Source organism: Xanthomonas sp. 4461 (assembly GCF_024806475.1).
GTDB classification, from domain to species: Bacteria; Pseudomonadota; Gammaproteobacteria; order Xanthomonadales; family Xanthomonadaceae; genus Xanthomonas; species Xanthomonas arboricola_F.
In genome coordinates this window covers 1,489,808-1,504,796 of sequence record NZ_JANTYV010000001.1, presented here as the reverse complement: position 1 = coordinate 1,504,796, position 14,989 = coordinate 1,489,808, and the positions used below count along the sequence as shown (strand labels likewise).

Sequence of the window (14,989 nt, the reverse complement as noted above, 5' to 3'; positions counted from 1 at the left end):
GTAACGAACGGACATCCAAGTGAAAAACATGCTTCTGGCGCTCTGGCGCTACCGCTTCTTCGTATTCTCCTCGATCGGCAACGAATTGCGGTTGCGCTTCATTCGCAGCAAGCTCGGCGGGCTATGGATGATTATCCATCCTCTGGCGCAGGTGTTGATCTTTGCGCTGATCCTGTCGGAGGTGCTGGCGGCGAAGCTGCCCGGCATCGATAACAAATATGCCTACGCTCTCTACTTGATGGCGGGCACGCTTGGCTGGACGTTGTTCGCCGAGATACTTGGAAAATGCCTCAACCTCTTCATTGAAAGCGGTAACCTGATGAAGAAAATGGCATTTCCGAGAATCTGTCTGCCCTTCATCGCAGGAGGGAGTGTGCTTGTAAATAATGCACTCCTGGGTGTTGCGATATTTGGCGTATTTGCCGTGCTGGGGCATGTACCCGATATTCAGGCCCTATGGCTGCCTGTGCTGATGCTAATAACCCTTTGCTTGGGTCTAGGTATTGGCATGGTTCTGGGAATATTGAACGTCTTTATGCGTGATGTGGGGCAAGTCGTTCCAGTAGTGTTGCAAGCGCTTTTCTGGCTTACTCCTGTGGTCTACAACGTAAACATCCTGCCGCCTTCGGTGCAGCACTTCTTTAAGTTGAACCCGCTTTATCCACTGATCACGAGCTACCAGAATGTTCTGGTATTTGGTAAGCCGCCAGAGTGGGCGGGTTTAGGGTGGTTGGTGATTGCCGCCCTGCTCTTGATGAGTTTTGCTTTACTAATGTTTAGAAAGGCAAGTCCTGAAATGGTGGATGTCTTATGAGTGGCATGTTGACCGTAGATGGCATTGGAAAGGCATATCGACGGTGGGGTAGCGAGTGGGCGCGTGTCGCGTCGTGGTTAGGTGTGCCGACGCGACCAGCGGAGGAGCATTGGGTATTGCGCGGTGTGAGTTTTTCGATTGCTTCCGGCGAGACCGTTGGCATCGTCGGTCATAACGGTGCAGGAAAGAGCACGTTGCTCAAGTTGATTACCGGAACAACTAGGCCAACCGAAGGTTCAGTTGTCTGTACCGGCAAGATTGCGGCAATTCTGGAACTGGGGATGGGGTTCAATGCTGACCTGACAGGCCGGGAAAATGCTTATCACTCTGCAGGGTTGATGGGCTATGGTCATGCTGAAATCGAAGCTGCCATGCCTGCGATCGAAGAATTTGCCGAGGTTGGCGAATATTTCGATCAGCCGATGCGCACTTACTCTAGCGGTATGCAAATGCGGGTGTCTTTCAGCGTCGCAACGGCGTTCCGACCAGACATACTCATTGTGGATGAGGCGCTTTCGGTAGGCGATTCTTACTTCCAGCACAAGTCGTTCAAGCGGATTCGCGAGTTCCGTGACCTCGGCACCACGTTGCTGCTGGTCTCCCATGATAGCTCGGCGATTCAGGCGATTTGTGACCGCGCCATTCTGCTCGATTCTGGAAAAGTGCTATTGGATGCAGCGCCGGACGACGTCATGGATTACTACAACGCCCTGATTGCCGAACGGGAGAATGCCTCGCTGGTAGTGAATAAGCATGCGTCCGGGCGAGAGCAAGTGGTGTCGGGCTCGCGCGAGGCGACGGTCGATTCGATCGCGCTTTTCAACGAAGCCGGAATGCCTGTGGAGGTCGTCGAGGTTGGACAGCAGGTATCGCTGCGCGTAGGCGTCAGAGTGCATGCGGACATTGAGCGTCTTGTGCTCGGATACATGATAAAGGATCGTCTGGGGCAAGCGGTTTTCGGTACGAACACGCACTATACGGAACAGCCACTTGGGCAACTGCGCGCAGGGGAGCTCGTCGAGTACGAGGTTCGTTTCAGCGCTGCGTTGGGTCCTGGCAGCTATTCTGTCGCCACTGCCTTGGTCAGCACCGAAACCCATTTGGTCAACAACTACGAATGGCGGGAACTGGCGTTGACATTTTCGGTAATCAATGCAAATAGCCCAAACTTTGTCGGTGTTGCTTGGATTCCTCCCGTAATCGAGGTGCTGCGCTGATGTCAACGTTTATCAGCTACGCGCAGAACTTTGAAGACGTTATTCTCCACCGTGCTTTTTCCGGGGTGGAGAGCGGAGTCTATGTCGATGTAGGAGCCCAGCATCCAATCCACGACTCTGTCACGCGAGCGTTTTATGAACGGGGGTGGCGCGGAATCAACATTGAGCCCGTGGAGGAGTGGCATGCGCTGTTGGCCGTGGATCGTCCCGACGACATCAACCTTCCGGTTGTAGTCGGTGCAAGCTCAGGCGAAGTGACATTTTATCGGGTGCTCGACACCGGTCTGTCCACGATGGACGCCGCCATGGCGCGAGACTATGCCGCCCAAGGAGCGCGGGTGTCCGAAACCGCCGTGCCTATGCGGACCTTGACCGATGTCATTGAGCAGGCTGCGCTGAGCACGGTTCACTTTCTAAAGATCGATGTGGAGGGTGCCGAAGGCGAGGTGCTGCGTGGGATGGATTTTTCGAAAATCAGGCCATGGGTGGTGGTCATCGAATCAACGATGCCAAACACCCAGACCGACGTGTCGCACGAGTGGTCCCACCTCGTGCTGGATGCGGGATATGACGAAGTCTATTTCGACGGTTTGAACCGTTTCTATCTTGCGCGGGAACATGCCGATCTTTCCGAACGCTTTGCGGTGCCGCCCAATTGCTTCGATTTATTTGTCAGGTACGCCGATTGGGAGCGCGGCGAGCAAGCCAGGAAGCTCGCGCTGGAACTCGATGCCACACGTGACCGAATTACCGAGCTCGGTGAAAAAATCGCTAGCGTCAACGATCAATTGGTTTTCGCTCAGCGTGAGGTAGCTTCATCGCGCATCGCCTTGGCCGAGACGAGAGACACGTTGCGCGAAAGCGAGCGAGTGGCGCATTACTGGTGGCATACGGCGGAAGAGATGCGGTCTGAAATTTCCCTGATCAAGTCCAGCCGGAGCTGGAGATTGACTGTGCCTTTGCGTGTTGGTTTGCGCCAAAGCGCCCAGCTGTTGGTCAGTGCATCTAAGCGCAGGACGCGGCGCTTGCTTATGCGCGCGATACGCTTCGCTCTGATCCGCCCCGCGATCAAAAAGCCGCTCGCGGCCGTTCTGCGAAAGCAGCCTGCACTGATGTTGCGATTGAAGCGGTTCGCCGTTCGCGCCGGGCTTGCGGTCGAGATGGGGCCCTCAGCGGTTTCTGTCGACGGTCTGCCTGCGAATGCCCTCAAGCGAGCGCAGCTCTCGCCCCGTGCCAATCGGATCCTTATCCAACTTGAGCAGGCGATGGCGGAGAGGAAGCGCTGATGCGTATCGTCATCGACATGCAGGGCGTGCAGAGCGAGAGTCGCTTTAGGGGAATTGGGCGGTACTCTGCCGCATTGGCTCAGGCCATGGTGCGCAACGGCAAGGGTCACGAGTTCTGGCTTGCCGTAAATGGGCACATGCCTGGGATTGACGAGTTGCGCGAGGTGTTCGACGGACTGCTTCCGCAGTCGCGGATAGTCTCCTTCACTACCCCAGCCCCTACCCATTGGCAGGAGGGTTGCAATACCTGGCGGCGAGAGGCTGCTGAACGTGTGCGTGAAGCATTTTTGCGCGACCTGCTGCCGGATATGGTGCATGTATCGAGCATGATCGAAGGAGCTCAGGATCAGGTGGTGACGTCGATCGGTCATCAGTCTGGGGTCAGGACTGCTGCCACGCTCTACGATCTGATCCCTTTGCACAATCCCGAGTATCTTGCAGCCGAATGGGTCAAAGACTGGTACAGCTCCAAGATCGCCTCATTGAAGCGGGCCGACCTTTTGCTCGCGATCTCCGAGCACGCACGTGCCGAGGCAATCGAGTCACTGGGACTGGACGTGCAGCGTGTTGTCAATATTTCGTCCGCTGCCTCCGAAATATTTCGTCCACACGTCTTGTCGAATGAAGAGCGGGCAGCGCTCCTATCGCGCCACGGGATCCAGGATCGCTATGTAATGTACAGCGGCGCGATGGATAGCCGTAAGAACGCCGGTCGGCTTGTCGAGGCGTTTGCCGGATTTCCTGCCGAAAAGCTCCGCGCCTGCCAATTGGTGATAGCCGGCAAGCTTCCCCCGCTCGAACAGGAGCGGCTACAGCTGCTTGCGCGCCGTTATGGACTTTCCGAAGATCGCATCGTGTTTGCCGGTTACGTTTCTGACAAGGAGCTGGTGCTCCTGTATGCGGCAGCCGAGCTATACGTGTTTCCTTCGCTTTATGAAGGGTTCGGGTTGCCGGCGCTCGAGGCTATGGCCTGCGGTACCGCGACCATAGGGTCGTCCTTGACCAGTGTGCCCGAGGTAATTGGTCGCAGCGATGCGTTGTTCGACCCATGCGATGTGCAAGCCATCAGGAGCAGCATGTTGCGCGTCTTGTCTGACGAAGCTTTTGCGCAGAGCCTCCGTGAGCATGCCGCGGAGCAAGCCGGCAAGTTTTCTTGGGATGCCAGTGCGCGCCGCGCGTTGGAGGCCTTCGAGTCCAGGCACGAAGCGCTGGTACACACACCGCTGTGGCCAGTTGCGGTACAGACAGTGGAGCGTGGTGAGGCGGAGTTGGTTAAAGAGATCGCGGCGCTTGGCAGCGACGCTGCAACACCGGCTCAGCAAGATCTGGTCGATGTCGCTGCAGCGATTGCAGAGAATCAGGTCACTGCGTTGCAAGCGCATCGCTACCACGGCGATCTTCCCCTCCGGTTGCGGTGGCGTGTCGAGGGGCCATTTGACAGCAGTTACAGCCTGGCTCTGGTCAATCGTGAATTGGCATTGGCGCTGAGAGAGCGTGGTAACGACGTCGCTCTACATTCGACCGAAGGGCCGGGCGACTTCGCGGCGGATGCCCAGTTTCTCGCTTCCAGGCAGGATGTCGCGCAACTGCATGCGCGCGAGCCTGCTTTGCCGCCGGCAGAGGCGGATGTCAGCAGCAGGTTGTTGTATCCGCCCCGCGTTGCGGACATGCGCTCGCGGTTCAATCTGCTCCACGACTACGCGTGGGAAGAATCCGAGTTCCCTTGGGAGTGGGCCGACGCCTTCAACGACGCACTGCAAGGGATAAGCGCACTGTCGCACCATGTCGAAAAGATCCTGATCGACAGCGGAGTAAGCATCCCCATCTCTGTGGGCGAAGCAGGGGTCGATCATTGGACGCGCGTGCATAGTGATAAATCATATCCGTGCGAGGGCAAGAAATTTCGTTTCCTGCATGTCTCTTCGTGTTTCCCGCGTAAGGGTGCGGATGTGTTGCTAAAGGCATTCGGTGATGCGTTCAATAGCAGTGATGACGTAACGCTGGTAATTAAAACCTTCGCGAATCCGCATAACGAAATTAGGCGTTGGGTAGAAGAGGCGCGTGGAGCGCGTGAGGATTTTCCCGATGTTCGCATCATCGAAGAAGATCTTTCTGAGCCTCGCTTGAAAAGATTATATGAGACATCGCATGTCCTAGTTGCGCCAAGTCGGGCGGAAGGATTCGGGCTGCCGATGGCGGAAGCCATGATGTCGGGTCTAGGGGTGATTACGACTGGTTGGGGGGGGCAGCTGGATTTTTGCAACGAACAAACCGCTTGGCTAGTGGACTACTCGTTTGAAAGGGCGCAGAGCCATTTCGGGATGTTCAACTCAGTGTGGGCGGAGCCTGATCGCGACCATCTTGCAGAGATCATGCGAGAGCTTCACCGATTGCCTGACGAACAGCGAATGTTTAAGGTTAAAAAAGCTCAGGCGTTGCTTTCAGAGCGGTTCCAATGGGAAAACGTCGCTGCGCGGACCGAAAACCTTGTGCGCCAGATTGCCGCCAGCCCGCCTCGACGTAGCGCGCCAGTGACAGCTTGGGTCAGCTCGTGGAAAACGAAGTGCGGCATTGCAAGCTACTCCGAGCATCTCATCGGCAATCTCGGTTACGGAGTACATATCCTTTCTCCTCATGCAACTGATCAGCTTGAGCCCGATGCAATGAATGTCCACCGCTGCTGGGATTCCTCGGCCCCAGATGACTTGTTGGGACTCGAGGCTTCACTCCACGCAGTCAATGCCGAGGTTGTGGTACTTCAGTTTCAGTACGGCTTCTTCGAGTTCAAGGCGCTGAGTCGTCTCCTGCAGGCACAGAAACGAGCGGGACGCGCCATTGTAGTCATGATGCATGCGACACAGGATCCTGTGCACGTTCCAGAGCGTAAGTTAGCCATGTTGGTTGATGCGTTACGTCTGTGTGACAGAATCTTGGTGCATTCGGTAAGTGATCTCAATCGACTTAAAGTGCTTGGGCTTGTGGATAATGTTGCAATTTTCCCGCATGGAATCGTTGATCTACCCGTCGTGCCGGCCGGGACAAAAAAAACGACCGGGCGTCGATTCCGTTTGGGGTCATACGGATTCTGCCTTCCACATAAGGGGCTGCCGCAGCTAATTGAGGCGGTCGCATTGCTGGTGGCGCGGGGTCACGACGTAAGTTTGAGAATGGTTAATGCCATATATCCAGTCGGTGAATCTGAGAAGCTTGCCGTGGAATTACGTGACTTAGTTTCCCGTCTAGATCTGGCTGAAAGAGTGGAATTTCACATGGACTATCTGCCGGAAGCGCTTTCGTTTGAATTGTTACATGACACTGACCTGATTGTATTCCCGTATCAGGGCACTGCGGAATCATCGAGCGCCGCAGTGCGTTACGGTTTGGCGACCACCCGGCCAGTCGCAGTTACACCAATTGCCATCTTTGACGATGTTGGCGACGCGGTCGTTCGCTTGCCAGGCACGGACCCGGCGCACCTGGCTTCAGGGCTTGCAGCGATAGTAGAGAATTCCAGGCTGTTGGACGAGAGCAACCAGGTAGCGCTGAAATGGCGCGAAGCGCATCGATACTCGCGGTTGGGGCGACGGCTGTCGAATATAATTCGTGCATTGTGCTCCCAGAGAGTTGACGCTTCCTTCCTGTCTCGGTCCAGTTAAATAATATCCAAAAAATGAGTTTTTACTTTAAGAGAGTATGTAAATGAAAAAAGCGATCGTTACCGGTATCAGTGGTCAAGATGGCGCTTACCTGGCGCAGTTGCTATTGGAGAAGGGTTATGAGGTGTACGGCACTTTCCGTAGAACGAGTTCGGTAAACTTCTGGCGAATGGAGGAGCTGGGGGTCGCGTCCCATGCAAATCTACACTTGGTTGAGTACGATTTGACCGACCAAGGTGCAACGTTTGCATTGGTTAGTAAGGTGCGGCCGGATGAAATCTATAACCTGGCGGCTCAAAGTTTTGTCGGTGTGAGCTTCGAGCAGCCTGCCACGACCGCGCAAATCACCGGTGTGGGAGCACTGCATCTACTGGAGGCGATTCGGCTCATTGATCCTTCGATTCGTTTTTATCAGGCATCTACCTCGGAGATGTTTGGTAAGGTGCAGGCTATTCCGCAGGTTGAAGAAACTCCCTTCTATCCCCGTAGTCCATATGGTGTGGCCAAGCTATATGCGCATTGGTTGACGGTGAACTATAGGGAAAGCTACGACATCTTTGGCTCCAGTGGAATACTGTTTAACCACGAAAGTCCGTTGCGTGGACGCGAATTCGTGACTCGCAAAATTACAGACTCGGTTGCCAAGATTAAGCTTGGAAAACTGGAGTGTATGGAGCTTGGAAACCTGGATGCAAAGCGTGACTGGGGGTTTGCAAAGGAGTACGTCGAAGGGATGTGGCGAATGCTGCAAGCGGATCAGCCGGACACATTTGTACTGGCAACCAATCGTACTGAAACTGTGCGAGATTTTGTACGAATGGCTTTCAAGGGCGCAGGAATGCACGTCGAGTTTCGTGGCAACGACGAAAATGAAGTTGCCATTGATCAGTCCAATGGGAAAGTCGTGATGCGCATCAACCCGCGCTTCCATCGCCCGGCGGAAGTCGATCTGTTGGTCGGTGACGCAAGCAAAGCTCGGGCGGTGCTGGGTTGGACTCCCAAGACGACGTTGGAAGAACTGTGTCAGATGATGGTCGAAGCGGATTTGCGAAGGAATGAGCGTGGCTTCTCTTTCTAGTTCTCCACTCAGGGTCTTAGTGACCGGTGCATCGGGGTTTACCGGACGATATGCGTGTGCCGCACTTGAGGATGCCGGTTATCGGGTAGTCGGCTGGGGGAAAGGACTGGATGCCGACGTTGATCTTACCAAAAAGCAACAAGTACTCGAGGCTGCGCTTATGGCGCAGCCGCATTACGTTCTGCATCTAGCCGCTAAGGCGTTTGTTGCGCACGATGACGTTGATGAAATTTACAACATCAACGTATTGGGTACGCGAAACCTTCTGAGCGCCCTTGCTACTCTCGCTCATCGTCCTAAACACACCGTATTGGCAAGCAGCGCCAATGTGTATGGAAACGTCGAGGGTAATGTCGACGAGAGCTTTGCTGTCAATCCTCAGAATGACTACGCTGTCAGCAAGTTATCGATGGAATACATGGCTAAGTTATGGGGCGGGCAACTAGCGATGACCATCGTGCGCCCATTCAATTACACAGGCAGAGGGCAGGACGAAAAGTACCTGCTGCCAAAGATTGTTTCGCATTTTCAACGGAGATCAGATTTCATTGAGCTTGGAAATCTGGACGTCATACGTGATTTCAACGACGTAAGGAATGTGGTTGACACGTATGTTGCATTGTTGCCAATGGTTGGAAATGGCGACGTGTTCAACGTTTGCTCGGCGGTCGAGACATCCTTGAATGACGTGGTTCTGACGTTGGAGAGTCTATCCGGACACTCTTTAGATGTTCGGGTGAATCCGAGCTTTATTCGTCCAAACGATGTCCGCCGTTTGGTGGGTGATGGCGGCAAGCTGAAGAAAGTGATTGGTGCGATAGCAGCAAGACCCCTGAAGGAAACTCTGCGATGGATGCTCGAAGCGCCCAATGGAGATCAGGATATGAGGGAGGGGTAGTATGGAAATTGAGAAATTTTGTCGGAGCATGTCTGCATATGTGCAGAGGCCGAAGTCTCAAAGGCTGCTGACTGGGGCTGCATCGGCCTTTTTGGTCTTCAATTTATTAGTTTTGATAGGTTACCTGTTCTTCGGTTATCAAAATACTTTCCACACTGACGCGTCGACCAAGAATCTCCTGGCGCAGGAAATGCTTGAAACGGGCCGCTTTTTTCCTCCTGAGTGGAACTATGCCAATAGAGACCTGATGATTGTTTTTGGTCAGGTCCTGATACTGCCGCTACTTCTTTTTTTCAAGAACGGCTTTGTACTTCACGCTGTTTCCGGTCTGTGCTTCTCGCTTGCAATATTGATTGCCTTGTGGAAGCTGACCGCGCTCCTTTCAACGGTCAAGTGGCAGCGCATTGCTACGATCGCCGTCATAGTGGGCGGTGTTTCACTTTCTTTCTCCGAGAATATTTTCGGGCAGGTTGCCTATGGCGCGGTGCTATTATTGGCCGGACTGCTGATATTGTTGACTTGGCGAACGCTTTGCAGTGAAGGTCATGCGCTGGCCTTAAATGGATTGCTTCTTCTGGGTTTGGTAACGCTTGCAACTTGGAATAATCCGCAGCGAGCCGTTATTTCATATACCCTGCCCCTAGCGTTTTCCGTCGCATGCCATCTATTATCTTCCTGGGGGGGGGCGCTCTTTCGTCAGCGAGTGCGTGCAACAGCTGTTGTGTACCTTGCGATTATTCTCGGTACGGTATGTGGTGCGCTACTTAGCTGGTGGGTCATCTTGAATGTCCAGAATAATAATGGGGTGGCTTCGGCACGGTGGCTTAGTTATGACGGCGGATTTCATAACTTGGTTGAGTCTTTCCAGGGGTTGATGGGGATGTTTGGCGGTATCCCGGATACTGGGGCAGAGGTGGTTTCAGTGGCTGGCGTGTACCAAGCCCTGAGGCTGTTATGTAGTGTTGCGTTGATCATATTGGTGCCCGTAGTGATCTATCACAGGGTGCGGGATGATTCGGCTTCTGTCAGATTCATCGTGCTTTTTACGGTCGTCCAGGCATTTGGATGCCTTTTTCTTTATGTGGCGACCACGATTCCAGACATGAATGACCCGGTTACTTCGGCTAGATATCTCGCGCCGTCTGTGATTTTGGGTGTAGTAATTTTATATACGGCACCGTTGCGGATTGGGAGGCCGTTACAGGGTTTATTCATAGTTTCGACGATGCTTGTTTTGATTTCCAATGGTGTGGTTCGGCCAAACAAGGAAGCTATGCCGATCCGTGCTCGTTCCAATGATCATGCAGACATCGTCGCGGGCCTGAGAAGTAATCAGCTGAAGTATGGTTACGCCAGCTATTGGAACTCTGGAGTCTATACGGTACTTAGCGAAGGTGATTCGAAAGTTCGTCAGATTCTCATTATCGACGGCCTGCCAATTCCCATGCGTCATCTAGGGTCAAATCGATGGTACGAAGCCGAAACATGGAGCGGGCCCAGTTTCCTCCTGCTGGATAAGGCAGAGTCGGAAAAGGTGAATTGGGATGTTATGCGTACATTGATGGGTGAGAAAGAGAGGAAAATTCCAGTTGGAAATTTAACCGCATTCGTATATTCAAAGAATGTCGCAGCAGTGCTGCCAAACTGGAGTCGTAATTTTAAGAGCCCGGTCACCTATCGTGCCACCCCCGGAGCAATGTATAACCAGGGTCATTGGGATGAAGGGAAAAAGGCGGTAATAAGTATGAGGGGTGAAGTCGGCTTCATCGCGTATGGACCTTACATTCACTTGCCCAAAGGTCGTTACCGCGCCGAGTTCCATTTAAGGACGGTGGATGCAGCTAATGGAGTAGAAGTGGGCGTCGTTGACGTTGTGAGCAATAGCGCAACTTCGCGTCTTGCAATTATGCCGATCAAGGCAAGCGCTGATCAGAGTCGCGTCCTTGATTTCACATTAGAGCGTTCTGCCGAAATTGTGGAAATTCGGACATACGCCAATGGAGTTGGAAGCTTGGAATATAAAGGGGTTACATTGACTCCCTTATCGTCTGCTGATGAGAGCTAAATTAGATCCAGCCTGCTGACGTAGGGCAGGTGGGCACTTGGTTGCCCACCTGCTCGATGTGCTGGCGCAGATTAAATTGTTGTAATCATATGGAAGCTAAAGCGGCGTCCGCCGCCTGCATTACCTCTTGAATGTGGGCCTCAAGGCCAACCCAGAGCGGTAGGCGGACGAGTCTACTGCTAATGTCTTCTGTGACCGCAAGGTCACCATGACTGCGGGAAATTTCCTTTCCTTTTGGTGATGAATGCAGCGGCACGTAATGAAATACAGAGGCAACACCTAGATTTCGCAACTTTTCAATAAAGCTTGTGCGGGCGCTCAAATTCGGCAATAGGATGTAGTACATGTGGGCATTGTGATCGCAGTTATCCGGGACAACTGGACGGCGTAGCACGCCTGCCTGCTCATGCTTATGTGCCCAAGCATGATATCTGTCCCAAATTCCAAGCCTGCGCTGGGTAATTTCCTGGCCACTATCCAATTGTGCAGCGAGAAAAGCGGCTATCAGTTCGCTCGGGAGATAAGAAGATCCGAGGTCGACCCAGGTGTACTTGTCGACTTGGCCACGTAGAAAGCGGCTACGGTTAGTGCCCTTCTCACGAATGATCTCGGCACGTTCCGCATTGGCTGGATCACGGACAAGTAACGCGCCGCCCTCACCAGAGATCACATTCTTGGTTTCATGAAAACTGAGGCAGCCGTAGTCACCAATGCCGCCCAAGGGACGGCCCCGATAGGTCGAGTAGATGGCCTGTGCCGCATCCTCGACTACCGGCAGGCCATGTCGTGCTGCGATCTCCATGATGGTATCCATCTCGCATGCCACGCCTGCGTAGTGGACCACGCATATCGCCTTTGTCCGCGCAGTGATTGCAGATTCGATCTGAGCCTCATCCAGATTGAGGGTGTCTGGTCTGATATCTACGAAGACTGGCACGGCGCCGCGTAGCGCAAACGCGTTGACCGTAGATACAAACGTGAACGATGGAAGGATTACCTCATCGCCAGGTTTCAGGTCCAGCAGGATTGCAGCCATTTCGAGTGCAGCAGTACAAGAATGTGTCAGCAGCGCTTTGGGGACTGCGCAGATTTCCTGCAGCTGCTGATGGCATTTTTTGGTAAACGGACCATCGCCGGAAAGATGGCCCGCACGATGAGCGGCTGCAATGTTTTCAAGCTCGCCGCCGGTCATGAATGGTTTGTTGAACGGGATCAAAAAAATCTCCGGGTAATCCTAGCGGACGCACTCTAGGATGCAGTGAGTGTAAGGAACATAGAGCAGATCTGTGCGTATCCGATATTCGACCCGAGAAAAATGCTGGCGCGCTATGCCTGCATAATTGTCGGGCGTACGAATGTTCTGCCCGCGATCTTTCAAGACCAGCTTTCGCGCGATGGGAGATTGATCAGGTATCAACGTCCCATCCATCGATATGAATCTTCCGCCTGGTTTGAGGCGTTCGTAAGCTGTTTGAATCAGTTTGGACGCAACTTCATCATCCAGATGATGTAGCACCCCCATTGCCAGTACGAGGTCTGCAGACGGTTCGTCGCTTGGCGGACGATAGTCTGCAATATCCATGCACTCGAAGGTGCCCCGATTCGGATGGTTTCGCCTCGCCGATTCCACGTAGGACATCGACAAGTCGAAACCGTGGTAGTCGATGCCTTGGGGCAGATGAGAGAGCAGTTCCCCGGTTCCGCAGCCGATATCCAGCACTACATCACCAGGCTTGGCACGAATGTGATCGTTGGAAAAGTGCTTACGGGCCTTCTCCGCTCCCAAGGCGGTTTGAAGTAGGTTGTACATACTCGGTGCAGAGAGAATAGCGTGCAAACCATCCGTTTTTTGAGCCATTTTACGCTCCAGCTGATCGTGAGACTACGATGACTCCTGCAATGATCAGAATCGTCCCGGCGATCTTATGCCAGTCCATGGTTTCCCGAAACGCCCACGTGGAGAGAATTGCAACGATCGGAAAGCTCAGGGAAGTGAAGGGGTAGGCCTTGCTGAGCGGCATCCGTCCGATGGCCGCCATCCAGCACAGCGACGCCCCGAATGCTGCTGCAAAAGCGCTGATCACCCAGGGATTGAGCAATAGCATGATGATGCCACGCCAGTTGCTGCCGGCAATGGTAGAGTCCGGGTTTAAGCCGACTTGCCATTTTAAAGTGAGCTGGCCGTAGATCGTGAGCAGGATTGTCAAGGCAATGAATACGTAGCTCATAAGATCAGGAGAGGCCGTGTGTTGTAAGGGATAGCGCTGATGCCGACTTCGATGGCATCACGTGGTAGGTGTCGTAAGCGTTGAATAGGGAAAAGCCCAGGCGCGCCCACACTTGTTGCACCCGGTAGTTCCACACCTGAGTGCTGATTATCAGCTCTTTACAGCCTCTTTCGTACGCGTATGCGGCGATCCAGGTCAGCCCTTTGGTATAGATTCCCTTGCCCGCATGCGCAGGGTGGACTGCATTGAGGACAACCTCGCACTGCTGGATCTTGCTGTCGATTGAACACGTGAGAAAGCCGGCTGCGTCTGTTCCGGATACCGCCAGGCAGGTAAAGCGGTCTGTCTGGCCAGCAGCCAGGTAGGCACAGGCCCACTGGATGTATCCCTCAAGGATCTGATCCGGCGGTAGTCTGCGATTGGCGTTGTAGTGGCTGCGGTAGCCACCGAAGCCGTCGCGTGCAATGTGCTGCAGCTCTGCTACATCGGAGGCATCCGCAAGCCGAAACACGACCTCGGCTCCTGTACCGACCGGCGTGGACGAGCTGTCGACGGGCAGGGGCAGGCGGTAGTACACGAGCGTGTCCGCGTGGAGTACTTGAAATCCGCTGTCTGCCAATGCGGAAACCGTCGTGTGTGCGCCGGCAGGCACGCGTAGTACGGTGATATCCAGCATCTGTTCGCCGATCGATTGGGCGATGCGATCGGACATCCCGATATCAGATTCCAATCGAGTACGCCCGATCCTTAATCCAAAACGATCCGTCTCTATGCCCGAAAAAACAACTGGCTCGTTCACGGCTGGTGATCCGTGGTCGTAGAAATCACGTAGTGAGGACGCTGTTTGGCGCTGCTGAAGATGCGTCCTACATAAAGTCCCAACACGCCTACGCTCGCCAGAATTGCACTTCCAATGAGCCAGACGGAGGCTATGATGCTTGTGAATCCAGCTACCTGCGTGTCGCCGACCCAGTAGCGAGAAATGCTGAAAGCCACGACTCCGATCGATAGCAGCGCGAAGATCAAGGCCGCCCCAACCACCAGGCGAAGTGGCTTATCCGAGTAAGAGAGTGCGATGCTGGCTGCGAGCCTCAGGAGGCGACGCAATGTGTACCCGCTATTGCCTGCATCCCTGGCCTCATGAGTGACCGGTACTTGCGCAGTCTTCAAGCCTGTCCAGCGAACCAGCATCGGCAGAAACCGTTCCTGCTCCGGCATTGCAATGATGACGTCGACGGTCTTTCTGCTGTAAGCACCAAAGTTCGCCGTGGTGTGGTCGTATGTTGCGCCCGTCAACCATCCCAGAAATTTGTAGAAGGCGAATGACCCTGCGCGTTTGAAGGCCTTGTCTTGACGCTGCACACGTTGAGCCAGAGCAATCTCGGTATCGCCGCGCAATGCGGCGAGCAGATTGGGTATTTCTTCCGGGCGATCCTGCAGGTCGCAGTCCATGACGACGACCTTCAAGCCTTTGGAGATGGCAAGTCCCGCAGTGATCGCGGCGTGCTGCCCGAAGTTTCTGCTCAGTCGAACCCCGATGACCGATTCCCGATGCTGGGCGATCTCACTGATACGCGACCAAGCGCCATCGGGACTTGCATCATCCACCAAGATGATTTCGTAACTTGAAGCTATCGGAGCAAGCGCCTGCTCGATACGCTCTACAAGAAGCTCGAGGCAATCCTTACAGCCATAAATGGGCGACACGACCGAAACCTCTGGCCTCGTTGCTGAGGACAAAGGTGTG

At 54.1% G+C, this 14,989-nt stretch carries 12 protein-coding genes; 7 read left to right on the top strand and 5 right to left on the bottom strand.

What is annotated here, in order from left to right:
- Positions 1-19: 19 nt before the first annotated feature.
- Genes FHY19_RS06415 through FHY19_RS06385 form a run of 7 tightly spaced genes read left to right on the top strand, consistent with a single transcriptional unit; the run spans position 20 to position 11,014 of the window.
- Positions 20-814, top strand: coding sequence for an ABC transporter permease (locus FHY19_RS06415; protein WP_259156535.1), 795 nt, complete (start codon positions 20-22; stop codon positions 812-814).
- The gene (locus FHY19_RS06410) at positions 811-2,031 is read left to right on the top strand and encodes an ABC transporter ATP-binding protein (RefSeq protein WP_259156534.1); all 1,221 of its coding nucleotides are present in this window, start codon (positions 811-813) and stop codon (positions 2,029-2,031) included. Before FHY19_RS06415 ends, FHY19_RS06410 begins: the two co-directional genes overlap by 4 nt.
- On the top strand, positions 2,031-3,317 hold the full coding sequence (locus FHY19_RS06405) for an FkbM family methyltransferase (RefSeq protein WP_259163093.1): 1,287 nt from the start codon (positions 2,031-2,033) through the stop codon (positions 3,315-3,317). The genes FHY19_RS06410 and FHY19_RS06405 overlap by 1 nt, the downstream gene beginning before the upstream one ends.
- A complete protein-coding gene (locus FHY19_RS06400) occupies positions 3,317-6,973 on the top strand; it encodes a glycosyltransferase (RefSeq protein ID WP_259163092.1) in 3,657 nt (1,218 codons plus the stop codon). The genes FHY19_RS06405 and FHY19_RS06400 overlap by 1 nt, the downstream gene beginning before the upstream one ends.
- A 43-nt stretch (positions 6,974-7,016) precedes the next feature.
- Positions 7,017-8,051, top strand: a complete 1,035-nt coding sequence (gene gmd / locus FHY19_RS06395; protein ID WP_259156529.1) for a GDP-mannose 4,6-dehydratase — start codon at positions 7,017-7,019, stop codon at positions 8,049-8,051.
- Positions 8,029-8,949, top strand: a complete 921-nt coding sequence (locus FHY19_RS06390) for an NAD-dependent epimerase/dehydratase family protein (protein ID WP_259163091.1) — start codon at positions 8,029-8,031, stop codon at positions 8,947-8,949. Before gmd ends, FHY19_RS06390 begins: the two co-directional genes overlap by 23 nt.
- Before the next feature lies 1 nt (position 8,950).
- The gene (locus tag FHY19_RS06385; RefSeq protein WP_259156524.1) at positions 8,951-11,014 is read left to right on the top strand and encodes a hypothetical protein; all 2,064 of its coding nucleotides are present in this window, start codon (positions 8,951-8,953) and stop codon (positions 11,012-11,014) included.
- A gap of 85 nt (positions 11,015-11,099) precedes the next feature.
- On the opposite strand, the gene rffA is transcribed toward FHY19_RS06385, so the two are convergent.
- Genes rffA through FHY19_RS06360 form a run of 5 tightly spaced genes read right to left on the bottom strand, consistent with a single transcriptional unit; the run spans position 11,100 to position 14,949 of the window.
- Positions 11,100-12,230 (bottom strand): dTDP-4-amino-4,6-dideoxygalactose transaminase, encoded by a 1,131-nt coding sequence (gene rffA / locus FHY19_RS06380; RefSeq protein ID WP_259163090.1) that lies wholly within the window; start codon positions 12,228-12,230, stop codon positions 11,100-11,102.
- Between the two features lie 18 nt (positions 12,231-12,248).
- Positions 12,249-12,872, bottom strand: coding sequence for a class I SAM-dependent methyltransferase (locus tag FHY19_RS06375; protein ID WP_259156519.1), 624 nt, complete (start codon positions 12,870-12,872; stop codon positions 12,249-12,251).
- A gap of 1 nt (position 12,873) precedes the next feature.
- Entirely contained in the window at positions 12,874-13,242 is a 369-nt protein-coding gene (locus FHY19_RS06370) for an EamA family transporter (RefSeq protein WP_115555341.1), read from the bottom strand.
- 4 nt (positions 13,243-13,246) lie between these two features.
- The gene (locus FHY19_RS06365) at positions 13,247-14,041 is read right to left on the bottom strand and encodes a GNAT family N-acetyltransferase (RefSeq protein ID WP_259156518.1); all 795 of its coding nucleotides are present in this window, start codon (positions 14,039-14,041) and stop codon (positions 13,247-13,249) included.
- Positions 14,038-14,949: a glycosyltransferase family 2 protein gene (locus FHY19_RS06360; RefSeq protein WP_259156517.1), complete on the bottom strand. Its 912-nt coding sequence runs from the start codon at positions 14,947-14,949 to the stop codon at positions 14,038-14,040. The genes FHY19_RS06365 and FHY19_RS06360 overlap by 4 nt, the downstream gene beginning before the upstream one ends.
- Positions 14,950-14,989: the final 40 nt, after the last annotated feature.